15 protein-coding genes are annotated in these 12,174 nt (G+C 61.1%); 1 reads left to right on the top strand and 14 read right to left on the bottom strand.

Annotated features, from left to right (window positions below):
• Window positions 1-36: 36 nt before the first annotated feature.
• The 5 genes from FFI94_RS22190 to FFI94_RS22170 are packed head-to-tail and all read right to left on the bottom strand — an operon-like array spanning window position 37 to window position 5,635.
• Window positions 37-285: a hypothetical protein gene (locus FFI94_RS22190; RefSeq protein ID WP_138869704.1), complete on the bottom strand. Its 249-nt coding sequence runs from the start codon at window positions 283-285 to the stop codon at window positions 37-39.
• Entirely contained in the window at window positions 282-2,147 is a 1,866-nt protein-coding gene (locus FFI94_RS22185) for a hypothetical protein (protein ID WP_138869703.1), read from the bottom strand. The genes FFI94_RS22190 and FFI94_RS22185 overlap by 4 nt, the downstream gene beginning before the upstream one ends.
• Complete coding sequence (locus FFI94_RS22180) at window positions 2,147-3,532, bottom strand: phage portal protein (RefSeq protein WP_138869702.1); 1,386 nt, start codon at window positions 3,530-3,532, stop codon at window positions 2,147-2,149. Before FFI94_RS22180 ends, FFI94_RS22185 begins: the two co-directional genes overlap by 1 nt.
• Before the next feature lie 20 nt (window positions 3,533-3,552).
• The gene (locus FFI94_RS22175) at window positions 3,553-5,199 is read right to left on the bottom strand and encodes a terminase (protein ID WP_138869701.1); all 1,647 of its coding nucleotides are present in this window, start codon (window positions 5,197-5,199) and stop codon (window positions 3,553-3,555) included.
• A complete protein-coding gene (locus FFI94_RS22170) occupies window positions 5,183-5,635 on the bottom strand; it encodes a hypothetical protein (RefSeq protein ID WP_138869700.1) in 453 nt (150 codons plus the stop codon). Before FFI94_RS22170 ends, FFI94_RS22175 begins: the two co-directional genes overlap by 17 nt.
• A 45-nt stretch (window positions 5,636-5,680) precedes the next feature.
• On the opposite strand from FFI94_RS22170, the gene FFI94_RS22165 reads away from it, so the two are divergent.
• Entirely contained in the window at window positions 5,681-6,529 is an 849-nt protein-coding gene (locus tag FFI94_RS22165) for a toll/interleukin-1 receptor domain-containing protein (protein ID WP_138869699.1), read from the top strand.
• A gap of 8 nt (window positions 6,530-6,537) precedes the next feature.
• Here the strand turns inward: FFI94_RS22165 and FFI94_RS22160 are convergent, their stop codons facing one another.
• From FFI94_RS22160 to FFI94_RS22120, 9 genes are all read right to left on the bottom strand, one after another.
• Entirely contained in the window at window positions 6,538-7,011 is a 474-nt protein-coding gene (locus FFI94_RS22160; RefSeq protein WP_221937765.1) for a hypothetical protein, read from the bottom strand.
• 354 nt (window positions 7,012-7,365) lie between these two features.
• On the bottom strand, window positions 7,366-7,704 hold the full coding sequence (locus FFI94_RS22155) for an HNH endonuclease (protein ID WP_138869697.1): 339 nt from the start codon (window positions 7,702-7,704) through the stop codon (window positions 7,366-7,368).
• Window positions 7,704-7,940 (bottom strand): hypothetical protein, encoded by a 237-nt coding sequence (locus FFI94_RS22150; RefSeq protein ID WP_138869696.1) that lies wholly within the window; start codon window positions 7,938-7,940, stop codon window positions 7,704-7,706. Before FFI94_RS22150 ends, FFI94_RS22155 begins: the two co-directional genes overlap by 1 nt.
• 189 nt (window positions 7,941-8,129) lie before the next feature.
• Complete coding sequence (locus FFI94_RS22145) at window positions 8,130-8,510, bottom strand: hypothetical protein (RefSeq protein ID WP_138869695.1); 381 nt, start codon at window positions 8,508-8,510, stop codon at window positions 8,130-8,132.
• A complete protein-coding gene (locus FFI94_RS22140) occupies window positions 8,507-9,232 on the bottom strand; it encodes a hypothetical protein (protein WP_138869694.1) in 726 nt (241 codons plus the stop codon). Before FFI94_RS22140 ends, FFI94_RS22145 begins: the two co-directional genes overlap by 4 nt.
• Window positions 9,225-10,187, bottom strand: a complete 963-nt coding sequence (locus FFI94_RS22135; RefSeq protein ID WP_144298297.1) for a hypothetical protein — start codon at window positions 10,185-10,187, stop codon at window positions 9,225-9,227. Before FFI94_RS22135 ends, FFI94_RS22140 begins: the two co-directional genes overlap by 8 nt.
• Before the next feature lie 332 nt (window positions 10,188-10,519).
• Window positions 10,520-11,056: a hypothetical protein gene (locus tag FFI94_RS22130; protein ID WP_138869692.1), complete on the bottom strand. Its 537-nt coding sequence runs from the start codon at window positions 11,054-11,056 to the stop codon at window positions 10,520-10,522.
• Window positions 11,053-11,868, bottom strand: coding sequence for a hypothetical protein (locus FFI94_RS22125; RefSeq protein ID WP_138869691.1), 816 nt, complete (start codon window positions 11,866-11,868; stop codon window positions 11,053-11,055). Before FFI94_RS22125 ends, FFI94_RS22130 begins: the two co-directional genes overlap by 4 nt.
• Window positions 11,865-12,167 carry a hypothetical protein gene (locus tag FFI94_RS22120; protein ID WP_144298296.1) on the bottom strand — a complete coding sequence of 101 codons (303 nt, stop codon included), beginning with the start codon at window positions 12,165-12,167 and terminating at the stop codon, window positions 11,865-11,867. Before FFI94_RS22120 ends, FFI94_RS22125 begins: the two co-directional genes overlap by 4 nt.
• Window positions 12,168-12,174: the final 7 nt, after the last annotated feature.

Here is a 12,174-nt window from a genome sequence, read left to right as displayed (position 1 = left end):
GCGAGTGCTACGGGGTCAGATGATTAGTGAATGTGGTTACGAGGCAGTCAGCAGTTCGTCGAGGACGTATCCGCCACGCTGTGCTGCTAATTCCCAACCTGATCGGTTCGCATCAGTCAGGGGCGCAACCGGGGCCGGCGCGCCATCCGTCTCGGCCGGTTCGTAGTCCGGATCGAGCATGCGACTGAACTCAATGTCGTCGGCTGTCTTGGGTTGGCCTTCGACGATGGTGCCTTGCACGGTCAGATAGCGATTGTCACCGAGGTACAGCACGGGAGCGATCACGGCAGCACCTCCAATCGACGTAGGGACCATTTGAGTATATCCGCAGCTTGAGCGCTTCCACCGGAGATCTCCAGCAGTACCGCATCATCACCTTCGATGATCGCAGCGATGCCTTCGGCGATCCACTCCCGGCGACCATCCTCACGAGTGCCGGCGGAGCCGGATTTGAAGTACTCGCGACCAGTAGTCGACGCGACGACCATCGCGTGCGCGAACTCCAAGTACGGGTCCTGCACGATCTGTGTGATTCGCCGGACCCGAGGCTGCTGGATGACCGATGCCAGTGTCGACGCAGGCAGATTCTGCTGCCCGCGCGTGCCCTGAATCGACATCTCCACATCGACGGGTCGATTGCGAAGTGCGGTGTAGTCCAGTGCATGTCCGAGTTCGTGGGCGATCACGTTCACCGATCCGTGAGGAACGGTCGACGAAATCAGCACGGCGTTCTCGGGCGGATCGTAGAAGCCGCCGACACCATCGGTGAGCGGTCGACCGTCTGAGGTCAGCTGACCGCGGTAGATCGCACCCAGTGGAGTGTTCTCGACCGTGTCACCGACCTGTAATCGAACACCCTCGGCCGCGAGTTGCTGACGCACCGAAATCGGAATGACCGACAGGTCACGATCGATCGATGCTCTCTGCTCCGGAGTAACGGAGGAGTCGTAGTCCGCAGACAGAGCCGGGGGTGCGGCGTTGAAGTTTCTTTCCGCTTCGAGCCATTCGAGAGTCGCACGGGACTCTTCGAGCCAGGCCAGACGATCTCTCGACTCTTGCAGTCGATCGACCGGATCAGACTCAGGCACAGACGTATCCGGTTCAGGGGGAACCTCGATGGAATCGTCATCCGTCTCGTCGGGGAACGTCGCGATGAACTGATCGATATCACCGTCGGCGGCACGTTGGTTGAACGCCTGCGAGAACGCCTTTACCGAGTCCTGCCCCGACGTGTCGAGAGTGGATTCGATCCACAACTGTTCGAGCGCCTCGTATTGTTCACGGCCATTCCAGTCGACGCCCTCACGGACCATGACGATTTCGCAGTCGCAGTTGTCGTGGTAGAGCTTGAGTTCGCGGGAATCGAATCGTTCGGACCTGGACGTGATGAACTGCGCGTCCCGTTCGGACTTGAACACCGGCCCGCGAGAGGCGAGCATCGCGCACCAGGGGCACGATTCCGTTCCGGTGAGTACTCGTGCCCATCCGATCAAAGCCGCACGGCCGGCATTTACGTCGTCGGGTGAGAGCAGATCGTCGTCGTCCCACACGAAATCGGCTTCAGGATCCTCGTCCGGAGCTGACTGCAGGGGAACAATCGGCGTCGACTCCAAAGCATCGGTCAGAGCTTCACGGCTCGGCATCCGTGCGTGACGCTCAGCAGCAGCTTCCAGCCGCGCGGTGACGACCTTGACCACTTGCGAGTCGCGCCGATTCTCCTCTGTCACATCGACAGTGACCCGAGCACGACGCCGCGTGACCGGATCGAGCGCCTGCACAGACACCCGGGGGCCGCGCGCCCCGTCCTGAGCGTTCCCGTCGACGGTGACCCGAGCCCGAGACGGCCGAGGGTTCACGTTCGTGACGTTCTCGAGCATCGTCTCGACCGCACGCTGAGGGTAGGGACGCACCGGGCGCACCGGAGGCGTCACCACACCGAGAGAGCGTGCTTGAGGTTCGAGCATCGCCGCGCCCAACGCGTGCGACTGAGCCCGAGCACGGCGGATGTGCGGCAGCAGTGCCGCCGCAACCTCCGCACGCTGCTCCGCTGTGATCGGGACGCCCTGAGTTCGGATGGTGCGGCGGACCTGTCGGCCCAACGTCTTCATCAGCAGGGCTACGAGGCGACGGAATCGGGACTGATTCACTACTCACCCCCGGAATACGCCAATCCTGAATCACGAGCGGCAGCGATTTCCCGAATACGATCGACCCGTTCCTTGGTCCATCCCGGAACGTCCTCCCACAGTGCCTCCGGCGGAATATCAAGAGATTGCGCGAGTTTGCCGAGACCGTCGACGATCTGAGCGAACGTGCGAGCTGTCTGATCGCGCCACTTCACCTCAGCTCCGAAATCGGCGGCACTCTCGGCGTCCCCGGTGATGTGGGCGCTGGTGCGCAGCACCTGTTCCCACGATTCACCAAGCGATGTCGCGATCTCGTCAGCCTTGCGGTCCTTACCCGCTTCGACACCGGCGAGCGTGCCCTCCGCGATGTTGGAGACTCCGGAGAGACCAAGGTTCATCGCAGGAACCTGCGAGATGGCCGAGAGGTCACGCAATGCAGAGTCATGCGATTCGATGTAGGGCCCGAGCGGGGACGCTTCGAACTGTCCGACCTTGACGTCCTTCTCCTTGAAGAACATGGTGTCCGAGGCGGACTGACGAAACGCTTCCGCCTCATCCTTCGGGAGCCAACCCATGACGTACCGCTGCATGAACGCTGCCCAGTACTGCGTCGTCGCCATCTCGAACGAGGTCTCGTCGATCCGCGACTGAATTGTCAGCAGTGGCTCGATAATCCCGAACTGTTCCTCACCGTCGAGCAGGATCCGATCCCGGAACCGCACGATCGGACACACTCCGACACCGTGGCCGCGTGGCTCGATGTACTCGAAGTTGTCTTTCAGATACGCCGGGTCCGACCATCCGAAAGTCGAGCGAGGAAGGTTTTTGATGCCGACGAAATGCACGGACTCCTCGTCATACAAACGGATCAACGACCCGTGCATCTCCAAGGCCATCATCGGCCAGTCATCATCGACCGGGCCGCCGGCACTTGGCGCCCATTCCATTGGCTCGCCGTACATCGCCGTCATCTTCCGAGGCGCCACACCACGAACGAACGCACCGGGTGTGCTGTCGCCCGGTGACATCGACGGCAACACAGTGCAATACGATGCGCCGTAGTGCAGCGTGGACCTATGAACTCCGGTCTGCACCGCGCCGAGTTTGTTGCGCTGCCACCACTGCCACGGCCCTGCTGTCGACTTCGTCTTCGACGAAAGATAGTCGTCGACCTTCAGCGCCTGCGAGAAGACGTCCAAGACCAGCGGTAGGAAATTCGTTTGGGACCGCGCCGCGATACCGGCACTCGGCCCTTCCGGAACACCCTTGATCTGAACCTTGGTCACCGCCGTTTCCGGCGTCCACGGCTGCATCGCATCCGCGAGCTTCTCCAAACGCACGGACTCGGAAGCCCTGGCACCCTTGAGAATTTCTTGCACGGCGTCGATCGCGGCGTTCTTGTTCACCCGAGACCACCTTTCGTATCTCAGATGAAGAACGCTTCGTTCGAGCGTTCGGGAACTGTCTTGGCCGCCAACACCAGTCGGCGCACCATTCGGACACCGATTACGCAGACCGCGGCGTCAATCTTGTCGGGGCTGTTCGGCGTTCGCTTTTGGATCGAGACACCGAAGCGTCCGTCCTTACGTAGTGCATTGAGCACGTGTTCGGTTGTTCGCGGATCTCCGTCGTGGGTGAATGCGGCATCGGCGATCTCCGCTTCCACCAGCTCGGCGGCCATCGTGAACTCGAAGTCTCGACTGCGCATGTCCCACGCGATCGGTTCCGGAGACCTACCGGACGGCACAGCATGCAATGTGAGGCGATCACGGTATCGCTGCGGCCAGGTGACCTTCGCGAACCCTTCCCACTCCTTGACGTCTGAGAAGAACGCGACGACGTCGTAGGTATCCATCGCCCAGTCAACCTTCGCGTCAACAGCTTCCACATCGATCGTGGGTGTCTCGTCTTCGCTGTCGTGGCTGTTGCCGGGAGACCACACGTCGATCGTGAACACGTGACCGTCGTCGATCCGGCACCCGAGTAACGCAGTGTCGTCTCGTGACTTCGAGCCGTCGAAGAACATGACAATGCGAGTTCCAGGCTCGACCACGATGTCCGGGCGTGCGAGCTTCTTCCATAGCTGCGGATCCGCCCATGCATTCGCCACTGTCGTAGGCCAATTCAGATACTTGCGTTTCGAGTCGTCCTTCTTCGCGTTCTTCGCTTGAATGCGAGTGATGATCGCGTCGATGCTCGCCCACTCACAATCCGCGTACACAAATTCCAGTGCTGTCCGCAGGCTCGCAGGATCTTCCATCACCGTCTCCGGTGGCGCGATCCTCGCATCAAACAAGATCCGACGATCACCGGCCTGCTTGCCGTCTTCCTGCGCACACCACGCGTCGTAGGTGTCGTCGATGACGGCACCCTTGCCGGGCTTCGGTGCGTTCGCCGTCTCGAGCATCCGATTGCCGGACTTGGTCAGGTTGTCCACCAGCGTCGAGAACAAGTCCGGGCCGCCATTGGCCGGCAACCAGTGCTCGGTCTCGTCACCAACCACGAATGTCGCTTCCGCGCCTTCCGCAGTCGCTGCTGACGACGTAATCACTTCGAGGGTGCCTTCGGGCAGCATGTTGTACTGCGAGCGACCAGGATCGAGCAGGAAGTCTCGAACGATCAGCGATCCCTTCGGCGCCATCGCCCGAATCTGACGCATCGTGTTCGCGGTCTGCTTCTCCGACGTCGCCGCAATCTGCACCAACGGCATATCGACGCGCTTGCCCTTACAACCCCCGGGCAACTTCGGATCGAAATCCTTCAGCCGCACCGGAGCACAGAACTCGATCAGCGCTAACGAACCCGCGAACGGCGACTTACCCGAACCCTTCGAAAGCCTGCGGGCTGCGTGATAGAACAGCCACTGCCCGTCCTCGTCGAGCGCGTACCACCACAGCAGGAAACGCGCCTGTTCCGGCGTGTACCTCCAACGCATACCGGCACGAATGCCGTTGGGGTGCTTGAGATACTGCGCAGCGAAACGGAGAGCTTCCCATCCGAGAGTGAGCTTCGGTAAGCCTTCAGGGAGTGTGATCAGTCGGTCGGCGGCGGCAAGCCTATTGCCCGATTCCATGCGCTTCGAGCATTTTCGCGTAATCCTGCATGACCGTCACGGACGCATCAGTCTCCGGATCGCCGGTCTCAGTGCGCGACAGTTCGACTCGCACGCGTCTACGGTCAGCCTCCGTAGTGAGCAGATCGCCCATCATCGACCAGATCTGCTGCACCATGCCCGCACGAAGCGGGCCGGCATTGAGGTGCTCGGTCATCACATGCGCACAGAAACGCGCAGCCTGCCAGTCAGACGGTTCAAAGTACTTCGCCTGCCCCGATTGCTTCAGCGAGCGATACCAGCCCTTCGCGAGGACATGCCACTCGCGCGATTCGGCCGGCGCTTTGACGACGGCAGCGCCACCGAGCGCAACAACGTTCGGCGCAGCAGGCTCGACGTCCTTCGGCTTGTTGCGTCGACGACGCTCACTGCTCCGGCTGGGAGGTGGTCCAGGCATTTAAGTCCTCCTCGGTCCGAAGATGTTGCTTGCTAGTCTCTGCGCATGGCAGATAACGATTTGAAGATTTTTATTAGCTGGTCCGGCGAATTGGCCAAAGCTGTTACCCGAGAAATCCGAACCTGGTTGCCCAAGCTATTCGATCGGATCGACCCTTGGATGTCTGATATTGATATCCAAGCCGGTACGCGGGGTCTCCAGCTGATCGAAGATCGGTTGAACAATAGTTCATTCGGGATAATTGTTGTCACCACAGAGAATCAGCACAAAACCTGGCTGAATTTTGAAGCAGGGGCACTGTCTAAGCGATTTGAAGGTGGGTCAGGACGAGTAGTTCCGATCCTCGTCAACTTTGACGATTTCTATCAAATCGAAGGTCCTATCCGTCAGTTTCAAGGTGTCATGCTCGATAAAGACGGGATGCGTGAACTACTACAGTCGATCACGAATATTGCTGGATCGGACTGGCCGATGATCGAGGCGAGATTCGAATGGTCCTGGAAGGACTTCGAAAAGGCCATTGAAGTTGCGCGCGCCGAAGCAGGCCCACAACCGAAGGCTCCCGACGTGACGGAATCCGATCTGCTACAAGAAATTCTGGCTAGGCTCAACTCGATCGAAAAGCGAGGTCTGGAGAGGCCTAGTAGTGCACGCGAGAGTCGCGAACGCTACGGGAACACCGACACAATTATCGATATTTTGAGCACTGTGGGAATCGGCGATGTGTCTTCGTTCGAGTTAGGCACTTCCTCCACCGGCATGACAGTGGAGGTGTCGTGCAATACCATGCCAGAACCGAAGCAGGCGGCTGCTGCTCGCAAACTGGCGTCTCGGGAAGGTTATTCAATGACCTTCCTACATGAGCCGACAGGCCACGGCTCATCGCCTTCATAGCGATCGCGTTATTCCGATAGGAGTCGGTCGACGACGTCAGAGAGGTCTGCGAGCGTTTTCGGGCACTTGCCGTACGAGTTGCGGGTGACGGTGATGTAGCGACCGCGGTCGTACACCTCGACGCCACCACCGTTCGGCATCTTCAACATTCGACCGGCACCTACCGTCGCGATACCCCAAACGTGCAGCCCCGTACGCGACGGAGAGACCTCAATCCACGTCGGGGGTACATCGCGGAGCAGTCGAGCAGCCCACGGCTCCAGAGCGCCGTCAGGGCGCAGGCAGTGGTCGATGTCGATGCACGCGATGCCGTCGCCGTTGAGGACGAAACCGATTCCGTCGCCAACCGCGGCGGCGTCGACGTTCGCGAGTGAGGTCCACGTTCGCGAGTTCGTGCTCGACGCGGAGCGGCCGCCAGTTGTGATCGGACGCTTTCGGGAATGGCGAACCCACCGATCCTCGGAAGCGAGTTCGGCCGGCACGCGTGATCGAAATCGGTGCGCGGCGACCCGGCAACGACCCGAGCAATAGCTCGCCGTTCGACCGCGTGCGCCATTTCGCGCAATCTGCTCACCACACCAGTTGCAAGGCATACCTCATCATACCGTCGATGTAACGAATTACCTACTCTGACCTGCGCATATTTGGCAGATTTCGGAGCCGATTCACGAGGTGGATCTACCGTTTCGAGGGTCCAAATCACCCCAGGTTCAGCCCGTTCGGCAGGCACCGGCGCGACCAGGGCTCACCCCTCACGACCAGGGCGAAAACCCTCTAACCCGTACAGAATCTCAAGCGGTATGCGTAGCGACAGAACGGGATTGGGCCGAGGAGGGTCACCCCCCACTCCCGGCCCGCCCGATCAGGTCGCCCGGGTGCCGGCCTTGCGGCAGGCGCAGTCGCGAGCGCCGCTGTTGCCTGGCCGCGACGCCCTCGCGAGCGGTCTTCTCCAGATGGCAAGGAGCGCAAGCGGCCTGGCAGTTGTCGTCATGCTCGGCCTCAGCTTCGTTGGCAAAGGACTTGACGTTCTTGATGTGGTCGTTCTGTGTGGCATGGCCGACGCAGCGTGGCCCTCGGAGCTGGCACTGGTAACCGTCGCGCTCAAGCACTCTCGCGGTACGGGCCTTGTGTGCGGCAGTACTTGTGCGATCTCTCGCACCCGTTCCCCACGCCATCAGGTGCACTCTTCGCACGAGTGCTCGATCATCTCGCGCGTCGGCACGATCGGATCGTCGAGCCACACAGTCCGTGCGGCCTCACCAACATCCACGCCCATGATCGAATCAGACTGCGGCCCAGCGATCTGTCCACCGGCGGCGAACTCGCGGGCAGGGAAGAAGTACCCACCGCCGATGATCGGCACTAGGCGCTTGATCGCTCCGCCGACGCTGCCTCGCAGTTGTTCCGGCATGGCTGCTCCTCGGGTTCGATGACTGCCGCCGGCACGACAAGAAACCACCCTCACGACAGGGCGTCCACTCGTCACCGGCGGCAGCGTTCAGGGGGATTGGTTCGGGCCAGCGTTGCAGCATTTGCCCTGGAAACCACGAAGGCCAACGTGCTTTGAAGTCACGTCGGCCAGTGGCAGAACCATAACGCGTTATGTCGCGCGCTGTCCAGTCCGGGCTTTTGCCCGGGCCTGTCGCGTCTGTGCGACGTGGTCAAGGATGTCGCCGACTCGGTATCTAGTCGGGTGCCCGGCGGCGTGATGTCGGGGGATGTATCCGCGGTATGCCCACTGGCGGATGACTTGCACGGTGACACCGGCGAGCGCTGCTGCGTCGGCGGCGACCACGAGGTCGTCGAGGTCGACTGTCTCGACTCTCGGTGCGACCCAACCCTGGCCAACTGTGGCGGCATGTACATCGATGAGTCGGCAGGACTCGGGGTCGATGGACATGAGTGCTTGGCGGTAGGACTGCAGTAGACGGCGGGCGATGTCCAGTGGTGTGTCGGCCGGCCATGGCCAGTCGGTGCTCACGGTGCGCCGCCTTCTCGGTGCAGCTGGGCCCCGATCTGGGTGAGGGTTCGGTATTCGGCGTCGGTCCACACCGCTCCGCATGCACGGCAGTCGATGTCAGCGATGACGACCATGGATTTGTTGATGACTCGACTGAGTTGGTTCGCCTCGCATCTCGGGCAAGGAACCGGCATGCGTTCGCGTGGTCGTTCGACGCCGACCATTGCGGCCGCGCGGCGGTGAAGCTCGACGAGTGCGAGGCCGAGCTGCACGCCGTCCATCATCACCGGGCCGAATGCGTCGCCCGCTCGGTTCCATGCGAGTACTTCGGTCTCGGGTGCTTCGATCAGGACTTCGATGTTGTCGTTGACGACGTCGAGCCAGTACACGAATTGGCCTGATTCGCGGAGCGGTCGGTCGAGCTGGCAGGCGATTGCGGCGGCGCATCGGAAGACGGCGTCGACGATCTCGTTCATCAGGGCATCGGACATGACATTGACGGGGACTTGTGATTTCGGTTCGCCGCTGCGGATTTCGGAACCGGCGTGGGTGGTCGGGACGAGGAACAGTCGATCGAGTGCGAGGTAATCGGACCACAGTTGATTGACCGTGGTCTGGATGGTTTGGATGCAGCGCGGGCAGACGGTGTTCGGCATGACGGTCGTTCGGGGGATCCAGTCCAGGTCTTTGCGGGTTCGTCCGCTGCAGGATGCGCCCGCTCTGCACAGGTGTGATTCATCCACGGGTATCTCCTGATGATGGGTTCTGAGATTGGTTGGCAGGTCCACGTTTACGACGGCGACGACCACGTGGGAATTTCCGAGGTGTTGAAGATTCGGAGGGTGGGTAGCTGGAAACAGCGGGGTCCCCGTCCCGACCCGACCCGTCCCGCCCAGTCCCGTCCCGTCCAGTGGCGACAGAAAGCGCAGGCTTCTCGCTTATCGGGTTCTGCGGGGTTCTGTCAGGCCGGTTGTCCGTGCTGGTCGATTCCGGTTCCGGTGCGTTCGCCGACTGGCTGTCGGTTCGCGTGTTCGACGGTGCGTTCGCCGACTTGGGGTCGGTTCGCTGTGCAGGAGCGTCTGTGAGATCGGGCGTGCCCGCGGTCTCCGACAGGTTGTCGGGTCGCTCTCCTGCTGGTGCCGTGCTCGCCGCCGTGGCGGGGCTCTGGCGCGTCGTGGTGGCCGCAATGTGTGGGGCCGGGGTTCCGGGTCGAACTTTCTTGCGGGACGGTGCTGGCGGGTCGTAGGCGTTGTTCTGTGCCCACTTGTTGTCGCGGATCCACTCGGAGCTGTACTGCGAGAAGTACGGCACTGACGGGGCGGGCAACAGTTGGCGTTGGCCGGCGGCTTTGGTGCCGTCACCTCGGGAGCTGTTGCACGAGCCGCACGCGACGACGTAGGTGTCGATCGTGGCGGGCTGCCCGGGTTCGAGGTGGTCGTATGTTCCGTTGCGTCCACCGGTGCGGGACTGCCAGTTCACGACGTCGCCGCACCACCGGCATGCGTCGCCGTCGCGGATGCGGACGGGAACGATGAGGGCCGGGTTGCTGTTGTCGGACTTGCGTTGCTTCTCCCAATCGACCTCTGCCTTGAGGCGCAGGTGCAGGAAGTCGGGGTCGTCGTCGACGAGTTTGTAGGCGGTGCGGCCGTCGATGTCGATCTCTGTCATGTATCCCGCGAACACTGAAACGGCAATCATGACGTCCACGCGAGAGTGGCCAGCTATCAGAACCGCTGTACCGCGGGAAACAACGTAGTCAGTCGTGTGGGCGCCGGATTGGGCTGAGCATCGCGAGATGAATCCGTGAACTTCGTTGACGAGCCGGTCGTCGCATTCTTCGTGTTCGAGGACTGACAACACGATCGGGTGGTTAGCCGATGTGTCTCCCCAGCGGACCCAAGGCACAGTCAGGCACCAACCGGCCTGGATCGGATTGCGTTAGTGGAGAGCATCATTGGTCCTCGTCTCATGGGTCGTTGTGCGTGGTCGAAGGATGGCCGGCGGTGCACGCGCTTGAGCGCGGGTGGTGGTCACCGGAACGGGGTCCGGATATCGGTGGCGCGGTTACGGGTGCGCGGACTGTGGCCGGGAACGACAGCCCACATCGGAGGTGTGTGCTTCGGCTTCACTTGAACCGCAGCGACGAACTGCCTCAACGGTTCCAGAGATTTATCCAATTCCTTGCCGACTACGAGGAACGCTTCACCGAACGCGGCGAACGTCGCATTCAGGCGGATCCATGCGCGCTCGGCATCGCGACGTGCGATGTAAGCACTGACGTCGGGCAGTCCACACAGTCTGCGCATCTCGTCGTACGGGATTGAGGGGGTGGTTTCACTTGGTAGCCAACGTTTGGCGGTGATTTTGAGGTTCGCTTCGGTCGCGGTTTCAGCGAACGCGAAGTCGCGGTCGTAGCGCATCGGTCCACCATCGGGGATGATCTGCGTCGTATTGATTCGCGGTGAGCACTTCTCACATCGGAGGTCTCCTCCGACGAGGTAGATCTCGTCTCCGGCGTGGACAGTGTGGTTGCAGACGTGGCATTCGTAGGTCGAGGTCGCTTTCATGCTTCGTCCGTTCCCACGGGTTCCGGGGCTTGGGCTTTGCGAAATCCGGAATTGGCGCGGTCTTGCAGGATGCGTGCGGTGATGGCGGCTTTCGCGTCGATCCACCAGTCGGAGGCCACGACACAGTTGAAGGGAACGGAGAATCCGTAGACGCGGTCGCCTTTCCACCCGCCGGACTTGTCGAAGCGGTTGGGGATTCCGTTGTGTGCCTCGACATCGATGGTGAGTTTTTCGATCTTTTTGGGGTGGCCGGCGCGGCCGAGGATCTGTCGTTGCAGGGTCGCGGTGACCGGGTATGACCCTTCGGGGAGTTGAATATCGATATCAGCCCGCATGATGTCTTCGTAGCTGTATCTCTTTGGCCCGTAGAGGTGGTCGAACAGATTGAGGTTGAGACTGGAATCCCGCCACTTCGCGAACTCGCCCTTTTCGTGGCGGTTCTGGTGGACCCAGACGCTCCAGTAAAGGGTCCCGTGATAGGCCCGCAACTTCAGGTCACGGCCTTCGTACTTGTGTTTCGCCTCGCGAGTGATCCAGTCAGCGAGTTTGCGGCCGTTCTCAATTCCCCAGTAGAGACCTGATCCGAGGATCGTTACGTGTCCGTCGAACGGTGTCTCGGAACCTTCTGTCCCGACGTGGAACCGGAGACTGAACTCGGGCTGCGGTTTCCGGATGATCGTCTCGATATGACCACCGAAGATTACTTGTTCATCGTTGGCGCCGAAGACGGTGAGGAACCGGCGCATGTGCGAGAACACCGTTGCTTTCGGATGGTTCGCAGCTTCATTGATGTTGTAGCGGTGGAATCTCAACGTTGTTTCCTTACATTCGGATTCAGAATGATGGTGCGGCGGACGGGGCGGTCTACCGGGAGTGAGGGCAACGCGAATTCGTTGAACGTTTCGTCCAGTAGGAACCTGTCCGCCGATGCGCCCCTCGGCAAGGTTGGGGTTTTCGCGTGTTTGAGCGGTGGCACCGTGTTGTCGGCCGCGGGATCGAGGTCAGCGAGTGGGAGGCCGAGTGCGATTCGACGGATAGCTTCGAGAGCGCGGCTGATCTGAGATTCGAACCTGTCGGTAACGGGGGTGATCGATACGGTGGCAACACCCATTCGATCC

It is taken from the genome of Rhodococcus sp. KBS0724 (assembly GCF_005938745.2).
Taxonomy (GTDB): Bacteria; Actinomycetota; Actinomycetes; order Mycobacteriales; family Mycobacteriaceae; genus Rhodococcus_F.
This window is presented reverse-complemented; position numbering and strand designations above follow the sequence as displayed.

What these genes read in the sequence shown, in the direction of transcription:
- FFI94_RS22175 (WP_138869701.1), bottom strand. Translation starts at nt 5,199, where the DNA reads ATGGAATCGGGCAATAGGCTTGCCGCCGCCGACCGACTGATCACACTC.
- FFI94_RS22170 (WP_138869700.1), bottom strand. Translation starts at nt 5,635, where the DNA reads ATGCCTGGACCACCTCCCAGCCGGAGCAGTGAGCGTCGTCGACGCAAC.
- FFI94_RS22165 (WP_138869699.1), top strand. Translation starts at nt 5,681, where the DNA reads ATGGCAGATAACGATTTGAAGATTTTTATTAGCTGGTCCGGCGAATTG.
- FFI94_RS22155 (WP_138869697.1), bottom strand. Translation starts at nt 7,704, where the DNA reads ATGGCGTGGGGAACGGGTGCGAGAGATCGCACAAGTACTGCCGCACAC.
- FFI94_RS22150 (WP_138869696.1), bottom strand. Translation starts at nt 7,940, where the DNA reads ATGCCGGAACAACTGCGAGGCAGCGTCGGCGGAGCGATCAAGCGCCTA.
- FFI94_RS22135 (WP_144298297.1), bottom strand. Translation starts at nt 10,187, where the DNA reads ATGATTGCCGTTTCAGTGTTCGCGGGATACATGACAGAGATCGACATC.
- FFI94_RS22130 (WP_138869692.1), bottom strand. Translation starts at nt 11,056, where the DNA reads ATGAAAGCGACCTCGACCTACGAATGCCACGTCTGCAACCACACTGTC.
- FFI94_RS22120 (WP_144298296.1), bottom strand. Translation starts at nt 12,167, where the DNA reads ATGGGTGTTGCCACCGTATCGATCACCCCCGTTACCGACAGGTTCGAA.